Raw genomic sequence first — 19,032 nt, 5'->3', positions numbered from 1 at the left:
GTCCGGGCGGCGAGGGGCTCCGGGCGGGACGCCGTGCTCAGCCGAGGCGGCTCGTGAGGTAGGCGCGCCAGCTCGCGGTGAACTCCTCCGGTGTCGTCCCGAGCACCTTCCGCAGGGCCTGTCGCACCGCGCCCGCCCGCTTGCCGTGGGCGCCGACGGCCCGGTAGAAGGCGGCGAGCCGGTCCGCGCCCCACCGCTCGGCGATCATCCGGCAGGCCAGCCAGCCGCCCTCGTAGGCCCGTGCCAGCCGGGTCGGCTCGCGGGTGAAGGCGAAGTCCCCGTCACCGGGGAGCGCGTCGGGCACCTCGCCGTCCCGGACCGCCCGGGCCAGCTCCGGCGCGATCTCGGCCGGGGTGCGGCCGGTGCCCAGGTAGCCGATCCAGTCGGCGTAGCCCTCGGACAGCCACAGAGGGGTGGCGGCGGTGGTGTCCGCCCGGGTGGCGACATGGGTCGTCTCGTGGGTGAGGACGACCTGCTTCCCGGCGTCCCCGAGCACGGCGTACGCCTCCGGGTTGACCAGCACCCGGTCCGCCGGCGACCGGCCGGAGCCGCCCGTCTCGCCCGTGGTGACGGCCGCGATGCCCCGGTAGTTCCCGGCGGGAGAGCCCAGCAGCGCCGCCATGCCCTCCAGGGAGGGGGGGACGAGTACGACGATCCGGCGGCTCCAGTCCCGGCCCCAGGCCCCGGAGACGGCCGGGACCGCCCGGTCGGCCAGCCGCGCGTACGGCCGCAGGCCGGCGGCGGACCCCCCGGCGCCGAGCACCAGGCTGTGCGCGCCCCTGACCACGGTCACCGTGCCCTGGTCCCACAGCTGCTGCCCGGCCTTCCGGGCGGGCTCGTCGGCGGTGACGTACCAGTGGCCGTCGGCCGCGCGGCCCAGGGTGAGGGTGCGGGGGGCGTCGACGGGGGCCTTGTCGTAACCGGCGACGCGGTAGCGCAGGTCGGCGTCGGCGGTGGCCCCCGAGGAAGTGCGGCGCAGGGCGGTGACCCGGTAGCTCCAGGACGACAGCGGGAGGGCGCGCAGCCGGGTGTACCCGGTGCGGGTGCCGGTCGCGGCGTACGCCGTCTCGTCGTGGCCGAGCAGGGCCGCCGCGCGCCGGTCGAGCACCCGCTGCACCTCGGCCCGCGCGGAGTCGGTCACCGTGTGCCCGCCGCACCCGGTCAGCGGCGCCAGCAGCGCGAGCCCCACGGCCCCGCTCTCCCACACCCGTCTGCGACCAGCCATTTCCCGATCGTACGGCGAGGAGGGCGGTCAGGGCCGGGTGATCGAGGAGACCGGCATCATCCCGACCGGGTCGTAGCGCACCGGAGCACCGGGATAGGGGGCGTGGATGACCTGGCCGTTGCCGGCGTACATCGCCACGTGGCTGGCGTCGGAGCGGTAGACGACCAGGTCCCCGGGGCGCGCCTGGGAGAGCGGCACCTGACGGCCGGCGAACCGCTGCTCCTGCGAGGTGCGCGGCAGGTGGACGCCGGCGTGCGCGTACGCCCACTGCATCAGGCCCGAACAGTCGAAGCCTGAGGGGCCGTTGGCGCCCCACACGTAGGGACGGCCGAGGGCGGCGCGGGCGGCGGCCAGGGCGGCGGCGGCGCGGCCGTCGGGGGCGGGGAGACCGCGCAGGCCGGGCAGGTCGGCGCGGCTGTCACGGGAGGCCCGGGTGTAGGCCGCGCGGTCGGCGGCGGGCAGGGTGCCGAGCAGCCGCCGGGCCCGGGCCAGCTTCCGCTCCACGGTCCGCTTGTGCGCGGCCACGGCCTGGCGGCTCTTCTCCAGCTCGGCGAGTTTCCCGGCCGCCTCCGCGCGCTCCTGGGCGAGGTCGCGCAGCGCCGACTGCAACTCCCCCAGCCGGCGGGCCTGCCGGGTGCCGATGCGGTCGAGCGTGGACGCCTTGTCCAGGTAGTCGTCGGGGTCCGCGGCGAAGAGCAGGGCGACCGTCGGATCGATGCCACCGGAGCGGTACTGGGCGCCGGCCAGCGAACCCAGCTGCTCCCGCAGGTCGTTGACGCGCTGCTGCTGCCGGGCGATGTGGTCCTGGGCGTCCCGGACCTCCCGGCGCAGCCGGCCGGCGCGCTCGTCCGCCTTGTCGAAGGCCTGGGTCGCCTTCTCCGCCTCCTCGTACAGGCGGTCCACCTCGGCCCGGGTGTCGGCACCCGGTGCCGCCTGCGCCGGTACGGCGCCGAGCGCGGCGGCGGCCGACAGCACGCACAGGGCGACGGCACCCCGGTCGAATCCGGACGGGGCAAGGCGACGGTGGGACCCCACGGCAGTCCTAACTGCTGGCGGACACAGACCGTTTCCCCGGCGCCTGGGGACGGGGAGGCCCCGGCGCCGGGGAAACGCGGCAGACAGTAGCCGTGCGGACCGGCCCGGACCAAAGACCCCGGAGTCAACACAGGGTGACGCCCCGCCGCTGACGCAGGTCACCGGCGGGGCGTGGAGTCAGTTCGGGTTCCGGTGATTCGCCCGTTCGGGCGTCACCGTGTCCGTGTGTCGACGGGTGTCAGACCCGGACGCCGAACATGAACGGGCCACCGATGGTCGACATGGACTCGTACCGGACGACCGTGCCGGTGCGCGGGGCGTGCAGGATGCGGCCGTTGCCCGCGTAGAGGCCGACGTGGTGGATGTCGTTGAAGAAGAAGACCAGGTCGCCGATCTTGAGGTCGCTCTGGTTGTAGATCCTCGTGCCGATCTGCGCCTGCGCCTCGGAGGTGCGCGGGATGGAGACGCCGGCCTGGGCGTACGCCCAGGAGGTCAGGCCCGAGCAGTCGAAGGAGGAGGGGCCGGTGGCGCCGTAGACGTAGGGCGAGCCGAGCCGGGTCTGGGCGGCGGAGAAGGCCGCCTGGGCGAACCCGGAGGCGGGCGGGGCGTCGCCGAGGTCCACGCGCTCGTTGGAGGAGCGGTTGGCGCGCTGCTGCTCCTCGGCGAGCTGCGCCTTCTCCTTGGCGGTCAGGGAGTTCAGCAGCTTCTGCGCCTCGGCGAGCTTGTTCTGGACTTCCTTCTTCTTGTTGCCCAGCTCGGTGCGGGTGGCGGAGAGGTCCTTGAGCTTCTCGGTGGCCTCCGCCCGCTCCTGGGCGAGTTCGCGCTGTTTGTCCTGGATCTTCTTCAGCGCGTCGACCTGCTGGCTGCTCAACTGGTCGAGGGTGGACGCCTTGTCGAGGTAGTCGTCCGGGTTGGACGACAGGAAGAGCTGGACCGAGGCGTCGATGCCGCCGGAGCGGTACTGGGCGGTGGCCAGCGAACCCAGGCCGTCGCGGAGCTTGTTGAGCTCCTCCTGGCCGCGGGCGACGTTGTCCTGGATGGTGGAGATTTCCTTCTGCAGCTTCTGCTGCTTCTCCTTGGCGCCGTTGTACTTCTCGGTCGCCTGCTCGGCCTGCTCGTAGAGCTTGTCGACCTTCGCCTTCACCTCGTCCTTGCTCAGCTTCTCGCTGGGGGCGGCGTTGGCGGCGTTCGCGCTGAGCGCGACGGCAGCGGCGGCTGCGGTGGTCAGCACGGTCACACGGGTGCGACTCGGCTGCTTGGGTCGACGGTGGGACGCCACGGAGGACGAACTCCTTCTTGTGAGTGATCACCCGTTCGGAGGTTCGAGCCCAGACCCTAGTGACCTCGTTGTGATCAGTTCAAATCCCACAGCAAAAAAACTCGTCACACCGTGCATTCTTTGCACACAACTCACCTGCAGTGAGAGCCGGTTGACCCTACGTCGCGTGACGATGCGGCCAATTCGGGCATCGCCCACGTCCCTTGGACCTTCAGGACAGTCGCTTCAGAAGCACCGCAGAGGCCACGGGTCGGGCACCCGCCTTCGCGACCCCGTCGGCCACCTCCCGGTCGGTGGAGGCGACGATGACGGGACGGCCCGGCGGCTCCGCGCGCACCAGCTGGCGGATCAGCTCGTCCGCCGTGACACCCGGCTTGGAGAACAGCACCCGCACCCCGCGCGGCGGCGCGAGCAGCACCGGCGCGGCCAGTTCCGCGCCGTCGAAGACACACGTCACCTCAGCCCCGGTCTGCGCGGCGAGCGCGGAGAGCTGGCCCAGCAGCCGCAGCCGCTGCTTCTCCAGCGGCATCTGCGGATAGCCGGTCTTGGTCACGTTGTAGCCGTCGACGACCAGGTGCGCCTGCGGCAGGGCGAGCAGTTGATCGAGAATGGCCGGATCGTGCTCCGACAGGGCGCGCGCCGCGATGTCCTTCGGTGTCATCCGGCCCGGTTCGACCGCGTCCACCGTCTCGGCCGGGCGCACGGACACCGGCGGCAGGGCCAGTTCACGCCGCAGCCCCTGGGTCGCGTCCAGCAGGGTGTCGAGCAGCAGCCGCACCCGCATGTCCTCCACGCTGCGGCCCTCCCGGGCCGCCCGGCGGGTCGCCTCCAGCGCGGCCTCGGCCTCGCCCAGACGGGCCTTGAGCCGCCGGGACTCGCTCTCCGCGGCCGACACCTGCGCCTGCGCCTCGGCGCGTACGGCGTCCAATTCGCCCTGCGCCTTGCGCAGCGCGGCCTCGCCGCGTTTGACGTCACTGAGGGCGGCGCGCAGCTTGCGGTGAAGCGATTCCGCTTCCTTCTTCGCCGACTCGAGCTCCGTGCGCAGCCGATCGGTCTCGGCGCGGGTGTGGTCGCGGGCCTGCGCCAGCTCCGCGCGCAGCCGCTCCAGCTCGGCCCGGTTCTCCTCGTCGGCGCGCTCGGCGTGCGCGCGCAGTGCCTCCTCGCCGGCCGCGGTGACCAGCTTCACCCAGCCCGCCGGGCGCAGCACATAGGCGGCGGCCGCCACGTCGAGCGGGTCCGCGGCCGGGGGCGGGGAGCCGGCGTCGAGGGCACCGGCGAGTTCCGGCTGCGCCTCTTTGAACCGCTCCCCGATCCGCTGCCGGAACACGGCGTCGGTCTCCAGCGCCGCCGCCATCGCGTTGCCGGCGAACTTCGCCCGGCGACTGGGGGTGAACCGGGCGTACTGCCTGAGCTGGGCGGGCAGTTCCGCCACGGTCAGCCCGCCGAAGCCGTCCGAGACGATCTGCACGACCCGCTTGCGCACGCCGTCGGGCAGCGGACGGTCAAGCACCTCGGCGGTGCCGTCGCCCGGCCCCCCGCCTGCGGTCTCCGCCATCCGTCACACCCCAATACCGGAATAAGCCTCTCCGGGGGCCGCTCCGCTCAGGAGCCGGCGCCCGGCCTGTCCACGAGTTCCACCTGGTCCACCGCGTTGCACCAGCGGCAGCGCACCGATTCGATGGTCTCACTGACCACCTCGCGCTCCTCCACCGTCGGCTCGCCCGCCAGGTCGAGGTGGACGTACTCGACGACCTTGGACGAGCGGGTCACGTCGAAGCGCGTCAGGTTGCCGCACAGGGTGCAGCGCCATCGTGTCGTGGCCGTCGGCAGGGGAACCGTCATGGTGACTGTTCTCTTCCTTCTCGTATCGGTCCGCGCCGTCCCCCGACGCGTGTGGCCGTAACCCTACGGCCTGCCGGGCGCCCGCCGCCCGTCCGTCCACGGCGGCGAGGCGGTCTGTCAGCAAGCGTCCCGTTACGTCATGCTCTGTAGTCATGATCAGCACCTGGAGCACGGCGGCCGGCAGGACACTCAGAGCGGTCCGGGGCACCTCGGCACCGGTGACGTACGGCCTCATCGTCCTGTGCGGTCTGGTCTTCGCCCTCGGCCCGGCCTCCGGACTGGTCCCCGGGTACGGCTCGGGGGACGCGCTGCTCGCCGCGCAGCGGGCGTACTTCCGGCACTGGGGCGTGGTGCCCGCCGAGCTGTTCGACGGCCCCGCCGGGGCCGCGCTCACCCCGGCCACCGCACTGTTCGTGCACGGCAGCTGGGTGCACCTGCTCGGCAACATGCTCTTCCTCTTCGTCTTCGGGGCGATGACCGAGGAACGGATGGGCCGGGTGGAGTTCACCCTGTTCTACGTCGGCTGCGGCTACCTCGCCCTGCTGGGGTACGCGGCGGCCAACGCGGCCTCCGAGCAGTCGCTGGTCGGCGCCTCCGGGGCGGTCTCGGCGGTCCTCGGAGCGTTCCTCTTCCTCTTCCCCCGCGCCCGTGTGACCAGTCTCCTGCCGTTCCTGTTCTTCCTGCCGCTGCGCTTCCCGGCGTGGGTGGTGCTGCCGTCCTGGGCGGCCCTGCAGTGGCTCGCCGCGGGGCGCGCCTCCGACGGTCCCGGGGTGGCGTATCTGGCGCACCTGGTGGGGTTCGGGCTGGGCTTCGGCTACGCGTGGGTGCGTTACGGCCGTGGGACTAGAGTGAAAGCCGCCCCAGCTCCGGTCACCGAGGGAGAGACACAGCCGTGATCACCGCGATCGTCCTGATCAAGACCAGCGTGGACCGGATCCCCGAGATCGCGGAGCGGATCGCTTCGCTGGATTCGGTGAGCGAGGTGTTCTCCGTCACCGGTACCTACGACCTGATCGCGATGGTCCGGGTGCGGGAGCACGAGGATCTCGCCGAGATCATTCCGGGGCGGATCAGCAAGATCCCCGGGGTGGAGGCCACGGACACGCACGTCGCGTTCCGCACCTACTCCCAGCACGACCTGGAGGCCGCGTTCGCGATCGGCCTCGACAACTGACCGGTCCGGACGGCCGGCGGAACGGCTACGCGCTCACGTCCACCGCGGCGATCCCGCCGCCCGAAGGGACGTAGAGCCGGCCGCCGCGCACGACCGGGGTGTGCTGGTCGTCGCCCGCGTCCCGGCCCAGGACCGCGTTCCAGCGCTTCTTCCCGTCGAGGTCCAGCGCACAGACCCGCTCGCCCGCCCGCGCGTACACCGTGTCGCCGGCCACCACCACGCGGGGGTAGGCCGTGCCGCCCTCGAGACCGTACCTCCAGGCACGGGAGCCGTCGGCCGCCCGGACGGCGTAGACGCCGTCCTGTTCGGTGCCGACGGCCAGCGTACGGCTGCCCCCGGTGAGGATCCCGCCGTCGTCCTCCCTGCGCCACAGCCGCCGCCCGTCCGAGACGCGGAAGCCCTGGCGTTCGGCGGCGGAGTCCGTGAACAGGGTGGTGCCCGCGAGAGCGAGGACGGTGACGTCGGTGCCGGCGGACACCACCTGCCACTTGCGCGAACCGTCCCGGGCGTCCAATGCCAGCAGGACGTCGCCGTAGCTGCCCGTGCAGACGGTCCCGGCCGAGACGAGCGGGATGCCGGTGGGGCCGGCCGGGGTCTTGGCGGTCCATTTCTCGCTGCCGTCGGAGGCGTAGCAGCGCAGCCCGCCCGTGTCCGTGCCGCCGACGGAGACGAGGACGTCCTGGCCGAGCAGGACGGGAACGCCGTACCGCCGGTCGCCGAGGGTGCGGGTCCACAGCGGGCTGCCGGACGGGCTCACCGCGGTCAGCCGGCGCTCGTCCTCGGAGTGCAGGCCCACCACGCAGTACACGGCGTCCCGGGTGGCGACGGGCGTGGAGACGTCGTCGCCGAGCCGGACCTTCCAGCGCCTGGCCCCGTTCCGGGAGACCGCGTGCAGCACACCTCCGGAGGTGCCCGCGTAGACGACGGCACCGTCCGGGGAGAGCGCGCAGCAGGCCCCGTCCAGGCCGCCGATGCCGCCGAGGTCGTACTGCCAGCGCAGCACCGCCGCCGCCCGGTCCGTGCGGTCGGCGGACGGGGCCGGTGAGCGGTCGCTGCCGCCACCGCTCTCGGTACCGAACGACCCCCACAGCCGGCCGCCCACCCCCACCCCGGCCACGGCCACGGCTCCCCCGGCAAGGGCCGTGAGAAGCCGCCGCCGCCCGGGAGCCACGGCACCCGGACGGCGGCTCGGAGTGGTGACGGTGTCCGAGCCGGCCGAACCGCTGGAGGTGGCCGTCCGCGCCGAGTCACCGCGGGCGCCGGGGCCGGCCGAGCCCTCCAGGGCCGCCGAACCCGCCGAGCCGGACGAGGCGGCACGGGTTGCCGAGTCCGCCGGGGTCGCGGGAGCCGTCGAATCGCCCGCGGTCGCCGCCGGGCCATCGGGGGTGCCAGGGGTGGCTGCCAATGCCGGGTCGGCCAGGGTGGCACGGGTTGCCGAGTCCGCCAAGGTCGCGGGAGCCGTCGAGTCGCCCGTGGTCACCGTCGCCGGGCCACCGGGGGTGGCTGCCAATGCCGGGTCGGCCGGGGTGGCGCGGGCAGGCGGGTCCGCCGAGTCGGTGGTGGGGTGCGGGGCCAGGTACTCCACGCCGCTGGGGCGGTCGTCCGGGGTGGGGCGGGGCGGGGAGGCGGGGCCGTACCAGCCCGGGCGGACGGCGGCGCGCAGGGTGTCCGGGGCGAACCCGGCGCCCGCCACCACCGCCGCCGGCTCCGGGCGCTCCAGCGGGTCCTCGTGCAGACAGGCCGTCACCAGCGGGCGGATGTCCTCCGGGACGCCGGACAGGTCGAAGTCGCGGGTGAGGATGCGCAGCAGCACCACCGAGTCCTGGCCCTCGCCGAACGGCTCCCGGCCGGCCGCCGCGTACGCGAGGACCGCGCCGAGGGAGAAGACGTCGCTGGGCGGGCCGACCTGGCCGCCGTTGCGGATCTGCTCCGGCGAGACGTAGCCGACCGAGCCGACGACCGCTCCGGTGCGGGTCAGCGAGGTGGCCTCCAGCGCCCGGACGATCCCGAAGTCGATGACCCGGGGCCCGTCCGGGCCCAGCAGGATGTTCGACGGCTTCAGGTCGCGGTGGACCAGCCCCTTGGCGTGGATGGCCGCCAGCGCCTCGCCGAGCGCGCCGGCGAGGATCCGGACCGCGGGGCGCGGCAGCGCGCCGTGGTCGAGCACGGCGTCCCGCAGGTTCGGTCCGGACACGAACTCCGTCGCCATCCAGGGCCGTTCGGCCTCGGTGTCGGCGTCGACGACCCGTGCGGTGTAGGTGTCCGCGCCACCGACGGTCTGGGCGGCGCGGACCTCGTGGCGGAAGCGGGCGCGGAAGGTGCGGTCCTCGGCGTGCTCGGCCCGTACGACCTTCACCGCGAGCCGCAGCCCGGTGCGGGACTCGGCGAGGTAGACCTCGCCCATGCCGCCCGCGCCCAGTCTGTGCGTGGTGGTGTACGGGCCGATGTGGCGCGGATCCGTGGCGCGCAGCGGCTGCACTCCGGTGTCCCCCTGTCCGACGTGGTGTCAAGGGGAGGTTATAGCGCGGTTCAGACCGCGGGCACGCAACGACCGTCCTCCGTGCGGTACTGCCACTTCGCGCCCTGCGCCACCAGTTCCCCGACGGCGTTCACGAAGCGCTCCACGTGCTCGTCCGGCGTGCCCGCGCCGAAGCTGACGCGGATGGCGTTGAGGGACTTCTCGCCCGGGGCCGCCTCGGGGGCGCCGCACTCGCCCTGGGTCTGCGGGTCGCTGCCGAGCAGGGTGCGGACCAGGGGGTGGGCGCAGAAGAGGCCGTCGCGGACGCCGATGCCGTACTCGGCGGAGAGCGCGGCGGCGAAGTGCGAGCTGTTCCAGCCCTCGACGACGAAGGAGATCACGCCGACGCGCGGCGCGTCGTCGCCGAAGAGGGACAGCACGCGCACCCCGGGCACCTCGGCCAGGCCCTCGCGGACCTTGGCGATCAGGTGCTGTTCGCGGGCGACGAGGGTGTCCCAGCCGGCCTCGGTGAGGGCCTTGCAGGCGGAGGCGATGGCGTAGGCGCCGATGACGTTCGGGGAGCCGGCCTCGTGGCGGGCCGCCGTCTCGTGCCACTCGACGGCCACACCGCCGTCCTCGCGCCGGGTGACCTTGCGGCTGGCGCCGCCGCCCGCGAGGTACGGCGCGGCCGCCTGGAGCCAGTCGGCGCGGCCGGCCAGGACGCCGGAGCCGAAGGGGGCGTACAGCTTGTGGCCGGAGAAGGCGACCCAGTCGACGTCCAGCTCGCGGAGGTCCACCGGGTGGTGCGGGGCCAGCTGGGCCGCGTCCAGGACGATGCGGGCGCCGTGGGCGTGCGCGGCGGCGGCCAGTTCACGCACCGGCCACAGCTCGCCGGTGACGTTGGAGGCGCCGGTGACGCAGACCAGGGCCGGGCCGTGGGGGTCCCGGCCGGCCAGGGCCCGCTCCAGGGTCTGCACGGCCTGCCGCGGGGTGCGCGGGGCGTCGAGGTAGGTGACCCGCGCGTCCTGCCAGGGCAGCAGCGAGGCGTGGTGCTCGGTCTCGAAGACGAAGACCTGGCAGTCGGCCGGGACCGCCCGGGCCAGCAGGTTGAGGGAGTCGGTGGTCGACCGGGTGAAGACCACCTGGTCGGCCGGGCGGCAGCCGAGGAAGTCGGCGACCGTCCTGCGGGCGTTCTCGAACAGGTCGGTGGAGAGCTGGGAGAGGTAGCCGGCACCGCGGTGGACACTGCCGTAGTACGGGGCGTACGCGGCGACGTCGTCCCAGACGCGCTGGAGGGCGGGGGCGCTGGCCGCGTAGTCCAGGGCGGCGTAGCTGACCTCGCCGCCGGTGACCAGCGGGACGGTGACATCACGGCCCAGAACGGGCAGAGGGGTGCAAACAGACTGGTTGGCGGCAGCGGTGAAGACAGACATGACGGAACTCCCGTGACAGGAATGCGGAGAAATGCAGAAAAGTGCTGCGAAGGGCTGTGCGGAGGCGGGGCTCTGCGGCCCTAACGCATTCGCTTGCTCACGGAAGGCTCCCTCGAACGACCAGGACCCCTGGTGTGTGAGGGGTCCGCGCTTGCCGTAGGCCTTGCTGCCGTACGACCTGGTCTTCACCCGGGGCACCCCGCCACGGACGGAGGGTTGCCGGACAGTCGGCCGGGGCCTCATGACTGTCACTCATGACCTGGTACAGGAACGTACTGAAGTGATCGTCGTCCCGCAACCCGTGTCCGGATCGCGGGACGGCTCCCGGGGGCGTCAGGCGTTGCTGACGGCCACCCAGCGCTCCAGGGTGCGCTTGGCCGCGCCCGAGTCGATGGACTCCGCGGCCCGCGCCATGCCCGCGCGGATCTGTTCGGTGAGCGGCGCGTCCGTCGGCTCAAGGGCCACCAGCGCGGCCGCCGAGTTCAGCAGGACGGCGTCCCGTACGGCTCCCCGCTCGCCGTCCAGCAGCCGGCGGGCGACCTCGGCGTTGTAGGACGCGTCGGCACCACGCAGGGCGTCCACGGGGACGAGGTCGATGCCGACGTCGCGCGGGTCGAAGACCTCCTCCGTGACCTTGCCGTCCCGGACCACCCACACCCGGGAGGCGGCGGTGACGGTCAGCTCGTCCAGGCCGTCGTCGCCCCGGAAGACCAGCGCGGAGTTGCCCCGCTCGGCGAGGACACCGGCGACGATCGGCGCCATGCGGGGATCCGCGACGCCGACGGCCTGCGACCGCACCTGGGCGGGGTTGGTCAGCGGGCCCAGCACGTTGAAGGTGGTCCGGATGCCCAACTGACCGCGCGCGGCGGCGACGTGACGCAGCGACGGGTGGAACCGCACCGCGAAGCAGATGGTGATGCCGGCTTCCTCGGCCACCTCGGCCACCCGCTGCGGGGTCAGGTTGAGGTTGATGCCCAGCTTCTCCAGGACGTCGGAGGAGCCGGAGGCCGAGGACGCGGCGCGGTTGCCGTGCTTGACGACCTTCGCCCCCGCGCCCGCGACGACGATCGAGGACATGGTGGAGATGTTCACCGTCTTGGCGCCGTCGCCGCCGGTGCCGACGATGTCGACGGCCGGGCCGGGCACCTCGATGACGTTCGCGTGCGCGTACATCGTCCGTACCAGTCCGGTGATCTCCTGGACCGTCTCGCCCTTGGCCCGCAGCGCCACCATGAACCCGGCGATCTGCGCGTCGGTCGCCTCCCCGCGCATGATCAGGTCCATCGCCCAGGCGGTGTCGTCGGCGGACAGGTCCCGGCCGTCCAGCAGACCGTTCAGCAGGGCGGGCCAGGAGCGGCCCGCCGCGGTGTCGCCTCCAGCGGGGGTCACAGCGCTCATCAGCCGCTCCTCGAACAGTTCCTGCTACGTCGTACACCACCCTATCCAGCCGGACGGCACGCTGAAGGGCCCCGTCCGCAACCCGGACGGGGCCCTTCAACGTGGCGTGGCGACGCGGTGATCAGTGGTGGCCGTGGCCGCTCGTGATCTCCTTGTACTCCTCGACGGTCGGCTTCGGGATCTGGTTGTCCTCGCCGAAGTAGGCGTTGGACAGCTTCGCCCGCAGCTTCGTCGAGGCCGGGACCTTGCGCTCGACCCCGTTCTCGTCGACCGTCGGACCGATCTCGGCCGGCTGGTACTGCTCGTGCGAGGTGAGCGTGTGCAGCTGCTCCTGGCTCAGCGGCTCGTGCACCTCGATGAACTCACCGTGCGGCAGCCGCTTGATGATGCCGGTCTCGCGGCCGTGCAGCACCTTGTCGCGGTCGCGGCGCTGGAGGCCCAGGCAGATCCGCTTGGTGACGATGAACGCGATGACCGGGGCCACGAAGTAGGCGATCCGCACGAACCAGGTGACCGCGTTGATCGACAGGTGGAAGTGGGTGGCGAAGATGTCGTTGCCACCACCGATCAGCATCACGAAGTACACGGTCAGCCAGGCGACACCGAACGCCGTACGGGTCGGGGCGTTGCGCGGGCGGTCCAGGATGTGGTGCTCGCGCTTGTCGCCGGTGACCCAGGCCTCGATGAACGGGTAGACCGCGATCGCGGCGAGGATCACGCCGAACAGCATCAGCGGGATGAACACGCCCAGGACCAGCGTGTGACCCCAGAAGTTGATCTCCCAGCCCGGCATGGCACGGATCAGACCCTCGGCCATACCCATGTACCAGTCCGGCTGGGCGCCGGTGGACACCTGGTCCGGACGGTAGGGGCCGATGGCCCAGATCGGGTTGATCTGCGCGATGGCCGCGAGCGCCGCGAGCACACCGAAGACCAGGAAGAAGAAGCCTCCGGCCTTCGCCATGTACACCGGCAGCAGCGGCATGCCGACGACGTTGTTGTTCGTCTTGCCGGGACCCGCGAACTGCGTGTGCTTGTGGTAGAAGACCAGGATCAGGTGGCCCACCACCAGGCCCAGCATGATGCCCGGCAGCAGCAGGATGTGGATCGAGTAGAAGCGGGCCACGAAGTCGCCGCCCGGGAACTCGCCGCCGAAGAGGAAGAACGAGATGTACGTGCCGACGATCGGCACGGACAGGATCGCGCCCTCCATGAAGCGGACACCGGTGCCGGAGAGCAGGTCGTCCGGGAGCGAGTAACCGGTGAAACCGGTGAACATGCCCAGGACGAACAGCAGGAAGCCGAACAGCCAGTTGATCTCACGCGGCTTGCGGAACGCGCCGGTGAAGAAGACGCGCATCATGTGCACGAACATGCCGGCGATGAAGACGACCGCGCCCCAGTGGTGGATCTGCCGGATGAGCAGACCGCCGCGCACGTCGAAGGAGATGTGCAGGGTCGAGCTGAACGCCTCGGACATCAGCTGTCCCTGGAGCGGGACGTACGTGCCGTGGTACTCCACCTCGTTCATCGACGGGTGGAAGAACAGCGTCAGGTAGACACCCGTCAGGATGATGATGATGAAGCTGTAGAGGCAGACCTCACCCAACATGAACGACCAGTGGTCGGGGAAGATCTTGCGCATGTTGGCCTTGGCGAGGGAGTAGATCCCGAGCCGGCCGTCGGCCCAGTCGGCGAGACGCTCGCCGGTGGGTGCCTTCCCGCGGGAGCGGGAGGTCTCGTTCGCTGAAGTACTCATCCGCGCTCCCAGAAAGCAGGACCGACGGGCTCCTCGAAGTCGCCGAGCGCCTGGAGGTAACCCTCACTGTCCACACCGATGCGCAGCTGCGGCAGGGCGTGGCCGGCGGGGCCGAAGATCACTCGGGCACCGTCGGAGAGGTCGAAGGTGGACTGGTGGCACGGGCACAGCACGTGGTGCGTCTGCTGCTCGTACAGGGAGATCGGGCAGCCGACGTGGGTGCAGATCTTCGAGTACGCGACGATGCCCTCGTGCGACCACTCCAGCTCGCGCTTGTCCTTGATGTTGCCCGGCTGGAGCCGGACGATCATCAGGGCGGCCTTGGCGATCTCCGTCTGGAACTCCTCGGAGTGCTCCTCCAGGCCGTCCGGCTTGGCGAAGGTGAGCGAGCCGACGGCGACGTCCTCGGGACGCAGCGGCTGGTTGGTGTTCATGTTGACCAGGCGCTTGCCCTTGGCCCACAGGGTGTGGCGCAGCTTGGTCCCCGGCGCCGGGCCGAGACCGCCGAGCAGCATGACGCCGGAGAGCGGCACCAGGGCCAGCGCGCCGAACATCGTGTTGCGGATCAGCTTGCGGCGGCCGAGCACCGACTCCTTGGCGCCCTGGCGGAAGTCCTCGTGGACCTTCGCCCGGACGTCGGCGGGAGCCTCGATCGGGTGACGGTCGTCGGCGATCTCCACGTCGGACATCAGGGTGCGGGCCCAGTGGACCGCGCCCGCGCCGATGCAGAACAGCGCCACACCGAGGGTCAGACCGAGCGCGAAGTTCAGCGCGTTGATGTGACCGATCGGGAAGACGAAGATCGACTTGTCGTGCGGGACCGCCAGGTACGCGACGATGAAGCCGATGGTGGCCAGCATCGACACCGTGAACAGCAGGCCCACCACACGCTCGGACCGCTTGGCGGCCCGCTCGTCGATGTCCTGGATCCGGTGCTCGTGCGGCGGCAGCCCCGGGTCCGCGAACGGGTTCTCCTCGTCCGCGATCCCTACCGCGCCGTGCGCGTGGTCCTGCTCAGCGGGCAGGTTCTCTTCTGGAATGTCTTGGCTACTCATGACTTCTTGGCCTTTGCGGTCCGAGCGGCGACCCAGACGGCGACCACGATGAGCGTGCCGAGGCCGAAGATCCAGCCGAACAGACCCTCACTGACCGGCCCGAGGCCGCCCAGCTCCAGACCACCCGGGTTCTCGGTCTTGTCGCCGTTGACCGCGTTGAGGTACGCGATGATGTCCTTCTTGTTCTTCTCCGACAGCGTGGTGTCGGGGAAGGACGGCATGTTCTGCGGGCCCGTCTGCATGGCCTCGTAGATGTGCTTCGGAGCGACACCCTCCAGGCTCGGCGCGAACTTGCCCTTGGTCAGGGCACCGCCCTTGCCGGTGAAGTTGTGGCACTGCGCGCAGTTGGTGCGGAACAGCTCGCCGCCCTTGGCGGTGTCCGCGCCCGCGGGGCCGTACTGCTGCTTCGTGGGCACGGCCGGGCCGGCGCCCAGCGACGCGACGTACGCGGCCAGCTGGTCGATCTGGGCCTGCGAGTAGATGTTCTTCTTGCGCGGGATCTGGGCGCCCTGCGAGGTGGCGGCGGGCATACGGCCGGTGCCGACCTGGAAGTCGACGGCCGCGGCGCCCACGCCGACGAGGCTCGGGCCGTCGGAGGAGCCCTGGCCACCGGTGCCGTGGCAGCTGGCGCAGCCGACCTCGTAGAGCTTCTTGCCCTCCTTGATGGTCAGGGACTGGGAGGTTTCATCGGCCTGCGCCTTGCCCGCGGGCGCGAACGCGGCGTACAGCCCCCCAGTGGCCGCCAGCGCGAGGAGTAGGACGACGACCGCCGCCAGCGGATGGCGTCGTCGTGCGGAGAGCTTTTTCACGGATTACCCCGGTGTCAGGATCTTCTGCGTCGGTGCTTCTGGATGTGCGGGAGCGGGCCCGGCTACTTGATCAGGTAGATCGTGGCGAAGAGGCCGATCCAGACGACATCGACGAAGTGCCAGTAGTAGGACACGACGATGGCGGCGGTCGCCTGCTCGTGGGTGAACCTCTTGGCCATGTAGGTGCGGCCGAGGACCAGCAGGAAGGCGATGAGACCGCCCGTCACGTGCAGGCCGTGGAAGCCGGTGGTCAGGTAGAACACCGAGCCGTACGGGTCGGAGGACAGCGAGATGCCGTCCTTCTTCACCAGCTCCGTGTACTCGAAGATCTGACCGCCGATGAAGATCGCACCCATGATGAAGGTGAGGATGAACCAGCCACGGAGCTTCTTCACATCGCCGCGCTCGGCCGCGAACACGCCGAGCTGGCAGGTGAGGGAGGAGAGCACCAGGATCGTGGTGTTCGTGGCGGAGAAGGGCACATTCAGTGCCTCCGCCATCTCCTTCCAGTGAGCCGGTCCGGTCACCGACCGGAGGGTGAAGTACATCGCGAAGAGGGCCGCGAAGAACATCAGCTCGGAACTCAGCCAGATGATGGTTCCGACGCTGGTGAGGTTCGGCCGGTTGACCGACGGGTGCGCGTGCCCGGTTTCTACTGTCGTTGCTGTCGCCACGACCGACATTATGTCGGTCGCTTATCTCGCGCTCACTCCGGGGGGTGCCGTTCGGAGTGTTGCCACCCGGCGGACCGGTGTTGACGTGGTGTTCATGGGGACGATGGCGGGAGTAACATCCGCCGGAACGGGCCCGCCCGTCCTGTCCGTACGACGCTGACGTCTCGGAGGAACAATGCAGCCGACCGCCACGGTGCTGGTCTACAGCGACGACTCCAACACCCGCGAGCAAGTACGGCTGGCCGCCGGGCGCCGCCCGGCGCCCGACGTCCCCCTCGTCGAGTTCGTGGAGTGCGCGACTCCGCAGGCGGTGCTGCGGGAGCTGGACAAGGGCGGCATCGACGTCTGCGTGCTCGACGGCGAGGCCGTGCCGATGGGCGGCATGGGGGTGTGCCGGCAGATCAAGGACGAGGTGTTCGACTGTCCGCCGGTGCTGCTGCTGATGGGGCGGCCGCAGGACGCGTGGCTGGCCACGTGGAGCCGGGCCGACGCGGCGGTCACCCTGCCGGTGGACCCGGTGGAGTTCGCCTCCGCCCTGGCCTCCCTGCTGCGGCAGCGGCGCCTGGTGGGCGCCTAGGGTCTTCCGTTCGGACCAGGCCGGATCAGGGAGCGGGGTCCGGTGCCGTGCGTCGCAAGGCGGAGGAGGGCGCCATGGCGGAGCCATGGCGACCGACGACAACGCGGCGAGGCGCGGTGCCAGGGCCCGCGAGCCCGGCATGAGCCGGACGAGAGGCCCGAGCGGGGCGGGGCGCCGGGTTCCCGGGCGAGTGCGGGCCGGTGGGTCCTCCTCGCACGGTTCCCCGCGCCCCTTCATCACGCCGCCGCCGGCTGGACGCGCAGCGCGTCCCCCGGGGCCGGGCCGTCCGGTGTGCCGTTGAAGAGGGCGCTGCCCTTGCGCCATTTCTGCCAGTCGACGTTCCAGTCGCCGAAGCCGTTGCCGAAGGGCTCCATCTCGTCGCCGTTGGAGTTGACGACCTTGACGATGTCGCCCTCGCGGACGGTGTCGAAGAACCACTCGGCGTTGGACGTGCTCATGCCGGTGCAGCCGTGGCTGACGTTGGCCACCCCTTGGGAGCCCACCGACCAGGGGGCGGCGTGGACGTACTCGCCGGACCAGGTGACCCTGGTGGCGTAGTAGACCGGCAGGTCGTAGGAGTCGGCGCTGCCCTCGGCGATGCCGACCGTGGTGCCGCGCATGCGTACGAAGTACTGCTTGGCCAGGACCACCTTGACGCCGTTGCGGGTCTCGAAGCCCGGCTTGCCCGTCGTGATGGGGATCTGGTTGATCTCCCGGCCGTTCTTGTAGACCGTCATCTGGTGCGTGGCGGCGTCCGTGACCGCCTCGATCCTGTCACCGGTGGTGATCTTCAGGGGCTTGGCCGCGCCGCCCCACAGCCGGTCGCCGACCCGGACGCCCTCCAGGTTGCTGTGCACCTGGATGGTGGCGTGGGCGGGCCAGTACTCCTTGGGCCGGTAGTGCAGCTCCTTGTCGCCGACCCAGTACCAGGAGCCCTGCACGGCCGGCGTGGAGTCCACCCGCAGGGCCTGTTCCACGACGGCGCGCTGCGCCTTGTCCTTGACCGCGTGGTCGAGCTGGGCCGTGATCGGCTGTCCGACGCCGTACGTGCCCTTCTCCGGCCCGAACGTGACGTTCAGGCGCTGCTTGCTGGTGGGCCCGCTGGTGTCGAACGTGAGGACCTTGCGGCCGGGCGCGCCGTCCTCGTCCTCGGTGCTCACCGTGACCGTGTAGTGGGCGTTGGCGGCCAGCGGGGAGGTGCTGTGCCAGCGGCTGCCGTCGGCGGAGAGTTCGCCCGCCACATGGCGCCCTGTGGCGTCCTGGGCGGTGACATCCGTGATGCGGCCCTCGTCGCTGTTGGCGGTCACCTCGAGGGGTTTGTCCGGGTCGGCCCGCTTCCCCGCTTCGGTGGGGCCGTTGAAGGAGATCAGGCCCGCTGCGTCGTACGGCCTGGCCGACAGGGGGTTGCCGTCCGAACCGCAAGCGGTGACGCCCGCGCCGAGGGCGGTCACCAGCAGCGCGCAGCTGACGACGGTGCGGGTCCGCGGAGTGTGGTTCATATGATCACGCTATGAGATGAAGAGCTTACTGGCATGGCAGGTAACTCGTACGAGCGAACGACACTGCGCCATCGGAAGGACACCCGCCGGGCACGCGCGGGGTGCGCGGAGGAGACGCCGGAGCTGCCGGAAAAGCCGGGAGCCCGGACCCCCCTGATGGAGGGTCCGGGCTCCCGGCGCGTCGCTGCGCGTTCTACTGGGTGCGGTTCTCACCGTGGTAGTACTCGAACACCCAGCCGAAGACCCCGACCACGATGAACGGGGCGGCGAAGTAGATCAGCCACCAGCCGACCGCGATGCTGAGGAAGGCGACGGCGCCGCCGAAGCCCAGCATGAGCGGCTGCCAGCTGTGCGGGCTGAAGAAGCCCAGCTCGCCCGCGTCGTCCGCGACGTCGGCCTCCTTGTCGTCCTGGGCGCCCGCGTCGACCCGCCGGGCGGTGAAGCCCAGGTAGAAGCCGATCATGACGCTCAGGCCGAAGGCCAGGAAGAGCGCGGTGGTGCCGGCCGGCTCCTTCGACCACACGCCATACACGATGGCCATGATCAGGATGAAGACGCTCAGCCAGACGAACATCCGACCCTGGATCTTCACTTGCCGGCCTCCTTGCTGCCCGCGACGGCGGTGCCGTGACCGGCGTGCTCGAGCTGTTCGAGCGCGGCGATCTCAGGGTGGTGCAGGTCGAACGCCGGGGATTCGCTGCGGATCCGCGGCAGGGTGACGAAGTTGTGCCGGGGCGGCGGGCAGGAGGTCGCCCACTCCAGCGAACGGCCGTAGCCCCACGGGTCGTCCACGCCGACCGGCTTGCCGTACTTGG

General features: G+C 71.4%; 17 protein-coding genes, 1 pseudogene and 1 riboswitch. Of the genes and pseudogenes, 3 read left to right on the top strand and 15 right to left on the bottom strand.

All coding sequences use genetic code 11. The features are described from left to right. Positions 1 to 37: 37 nt before the first annotated feature. From AB0946_RS39815 to AB0946_RS39795, 5 genes are all read right to left on the bottom strand, one after another. The gene (locus AB0946_RS39815) at positions 38 to 1,225 is read right to left on the bottom strand and encodes a hypothetical protein (RefSeq protein ID WP_366765622.1); all 1,188 of its coding nucleotides are present in this window, start codon (positions 1,223 to 1,225) and stop codon (positions 38 to 40) included. Positions 1,226 to 1,252: 27 nt separating this feature from the next. After that, positions 1,253 to 2,260: an NlpC/P60 family protein gene (locus AB0946_RS39810; RefSeq protein WP_366765621.1), complete on the bottom strand. Its 1,008-nt coding sequence runs from the start codon at positions 2,258 to 2,260 to the stop codon at positions 1,253 to 1,255. Between the two features lie 238 nt (positions 2,261 to 2,498). Continuing rightward, positions 2,499 to 3,539 (bottom strand): NlpC/P60 family protein, encoded by a 1,041-nt coding sequence (locus tag AB0946_RS39805; protein WP_366765619.1) that lies wholly within the window; start codon positions 3,537 to 3,539, stop codon positions 2,499 to 2,501. A 211-nt stretch (positions 3,540 to 3,750) separates the two neighbouring features. After that, positions 3,751 to 5,094 carry an NYN domain-containing protein gene (locus AB0946_RS39800; protein ID WP_366765618.1) on the bottom strand — a complete coding sequence of 448 codons (1,344 nt, stop codon included), beginning with the start codon at positions 5,092 to 5,094 and terminating at the stop codon, positions 3,751 to 3,753. 47 nt (positions 5,095 to 5,141) lie between these two features. After that, a complete protein-coding gene (locus AB0946_RS39795) occupies positions 5,142 to 5,381 on the bottom strand; it encodes a hypothetical protein (RefSeq protein ID WP_014672226.1) in 240 nt (79 codons plus the stop codon). Between the two features lie 152 nt (positions 5,382 to 5,533). On the opposite strand from AB0946_RS39795, the gene AB0946_RS39790 reads away from it, so the two are divergent. Beyond that, entirely contained in the window at positions 5,534 to 6,277 is a 744-nt protein-coding gene (locus AB0946_RS39790; RefSeq protein WP_366765617.1) for a rhomboid family intramembrane serine protease, read from the top strand. Beyond that, a complete protein-coding gene (locus AB0946_RS39785; RefSeq protein ID WP_014672228.1) occupies positions 6,274 to 6,555 on the top strand; it encodes an Lrp/AsnC ligand binding domain-containing protein in 282 nt (93 codons plus the stop codon). Before AB0946_RS39790 ends, AB0946_RS39785 begins: the two co-directional genes overlap by 4 nt. Before the next feature lie 25 nt (positions 6,556 to 6,580). Here AB0946_RS39785 and AB0946_RS39780 read toward each other — a convergent pair whose 3' ends face one another. The 7 genes from AB0946_RS39780 to AB0946_RS39750 all read right to left on the bottom strand — a co-directional run bounded on the left by AB0946_RS39780 (position 6,581) and on the right by AB0946_RS39750 (position 16,150). Then, complete coding sequence (locus AB0946_RS39780) at positions 6,581 to 9,034, bottom strand: PQQ-binding-like beta-propeller repeat protein (RefSeq protein ID WP_366765616.1); 2,454 nt, start codon at positions 9,032 to 9,034, stop codon at positions 6,581 to 6,583. A 50-nt stretch (positions 9,035 to 9,084) separates the two neighbouring features. Further along, the gene (locus tag AB0946_RS39775; RefSeq protein ID WP_366765615.1) at positions 9,085 to 10,446 is read right to left on the bottom strand and encodes an aminotransferase class V-fold PLP-dependent enzyme; all 1,362 of its coding nucleotides are present in this window, start codon (positions 10,444 to 10,446) and stop codon (positions 9,085 to 9,087) included. 142 nt (positions 10,447 to 10,588) lie between these two features. Next, positions 10,589 to 10,706: riboswitch (SAM riboswitch) on the bottom strand. A 73-nt stretch (positions 10,707 to 10,779) separates the two neighbouring features. Next, entirely contained in the window at positions 10,780 to 11,844 is a 1,065-nt protein-coding gene (trpD, locus tag AB0946_RS39770) for an anthranilate phosphoribosyltransferase (protein ID WP_366765614.1), read from the bottom strand. Positions 11,845 to 11,965: 121 nt separating this feature from the next. Beyond that, on the bottom strand, positions 11,966 to 13,603 hold the full coding sequence (locus AB0946_RS39765) for a cytochrome bc complex cytochrome b subunit (protein ID WP_366765613.1): 1,638 nt from the start codon (positions 13,601 to 13,603) through the stop codon (positions 11,966 to 11,968). After that, positions 13,600 to 14,658: a Rieske 2Fe-2S domain-containing protein gene (locus tag AB0946_RS39760; RefSeq protein WP_366765612.1), complete on the bottom strand. Its 1,059-nt coding sequence runs from the start codon at positions 14,656 to 14,658 to the stop codon at positions 13,600 to 13,602. Before AB0946_RS39760 ends, AB0946_RS39765 begins: the two co-directional genes overlap by 4 nt. Further along, entirely contained in the window at positions 14,655 to 15,467 is an 813-nt protein-coding gene (locus AB0946_RS39755; RefSeq protein ID WP_366751487.1) for a c-type cytochrome, read from the bottom strand. Before AB0946_RS39755 ends, AB0946_RS39760 begins: the two co-directional genes overlap by 4 nt. Positions 15,468 to 15,529: 62 nt before the next feature. Beyond that, positions 15,530 to 16,150, bottom strand: coding sequence for a heme-copper oxidase subunit III (locus AB0946_RS39750; protein ID WP_366765611.1), 621 nt, complete (start codon positions 16,148 to 16,150; stop codon positions 15,530 to 15,532). A gap of 166 nt (positions 16,151 to 16,316) precedes the next feature. Between AB0946_RS39750 and AB0946_RS39745 the strand changes: the two genes are divergently transcribed. After that, the gene (locus AB0946_RS39745) at positions 16,317 to 16,718 is read left to right on the top strand and encodes a two-component system response regulator (protein ID WP_225809258.1); all 402 of its coding nucleotides are present in this window, start codon (positions 16,317 to 16,319) and stop codon (positions 16,716 to 16,718) included. A 236-nt stretch (positions 16,719 to 16,954) separates the two neighbouring features. Here AB0946_RS39745 and AB0946_RS39740 read toward each other — a convergent pair whose 3' ends face one another. The 3 genes and pseudogenes from AB0946_RS39740 to AB0946_RS39730 all read right to left on the bottom strand — a co-directional run. Then, positions 16,955 to 18,217: an Ig-like domain-containing protein gene (locus AB0946_RS39740; RefSeq protein ID WP_366765610.1), complete on the bottom strand. Its 1,263-nt coding sequence runs from the start codon at positions 18,215 to 18,217 to the stop codon at positions 16,955 to 16,957. Between the two features lie 193 nt (positions 18,218 to 18,410). After that, on the bottom strand, positions 18,411 to 18,809 hold the full coding sequence (locus AB0946_RS39735; RefSeq protein WP_366765609.1) for a cytochrome c oxidase subunit 4: 399 nt from the start codon (positions 18,807 to 18,809) through the stop codon (positions 18,411 to 18,413). Beyond that, positions 18,806 to 19,032: pseudogene (locus tag AB0946_RS39730) on the bottom strand (cytochrome ubiquinol oxidase subunit I); the annotation flags it as partial. The pseudogene AB0946_RS39730 and the gene AB0946_RS39735, both read right to left, overlap by 4 nt.

Source organism: Streptomyces sp. NPDC046870, assembly GCF_040704595.1.
GTDB lineage: Bacteria > Actinomycetota > Actinomycetes > Streptomycetales > Streptomycetaceae > Streptomyces > Streptomyces argyrophylli.
This window is presented reverse-complemented; position numbering and strand designations above follow the sequence as displayed.

Bases quoted from the DNA above. Each gene is read 5' to 3' on its own strand.
- AB0946_RS39760 (WP_366765612.1), bottom strand. From the start codon at position 14,658: ATGAGTAGCCAAGACATTCCAGAAGAGAACCTGCCCGCTGAGCAGGAC.
- AB0946_RS39795 (WP_014672226.1), bottom strand. From the start codon at position 5,381: ATGACGGTTCCCCTGCCGACGGCCACGACACGATGGCGCTGCACCCTG.
- AB0946_RS39775 (WP_366765615.1), bottom strand. From the start codon at position 10,446: ATGTCTGTCTTCACCGCTGCCGCCAACCAGTCTGTTTGCACCCCTCTG.
- AB0946_RS39750 (WP_366765611.1), bottom strand. From the start codon at position 16,150: ATGTCGGTCGTGGCGACAGCAACGACAGTAGAAACCGGGCACGCGCAC.
- AB0946_RS39815 (WP_366765622.1), bottom strand. From the start codon at position 1,225: ATGGCTGGTCGCAGACGGGTGTGGGAGAGCGGGGCCGTGGGGCTCGCG.
- AB0946_RS39740 (WP_366765610.1), bottom strand. From the start codon at position 18,217: ATGAACCACACTCCGCGGACCCGCACCGTCGTCAGCTGCGCGCTGCTG.
- AB0946_RS39790 (WP_366765617.1), top strand. From the start codon at position 5,534: ATGATCAGCACCTGGAGCACGGCGGCCGGCAGGACACTCAGAGCGGTC.
- AB0946_RS39800 (WP_366765618.1), bottom strand. From the start codon at position 5,094: ATGGCGGAGACCGCAGGCGGGGGGCCGGGCGACGGCACCGCCGAGGTG.
- trpD (WP_366765614.1), bottom strand. From the start codon at position 11,844: ATGAGCGCTGTGACCCCCGCTGGAGGCGACACCGCGGCGGGCCGCTCC.
- AB0946_RS39765 (WP_366765613.1), bottom strand. From the start codon at position 13,603: ATGAGTACTTCAGCGAACGAGACCTCCCGCTCCCGCGGGAAGGCACCC.
- AB0946_RS39745 (WP_225809258.1), top strand. From the start codon at position 16,317: ATGCAGCCGACCGCCACGGTGCTGGTCTACAGCGACGACTCCAACACC.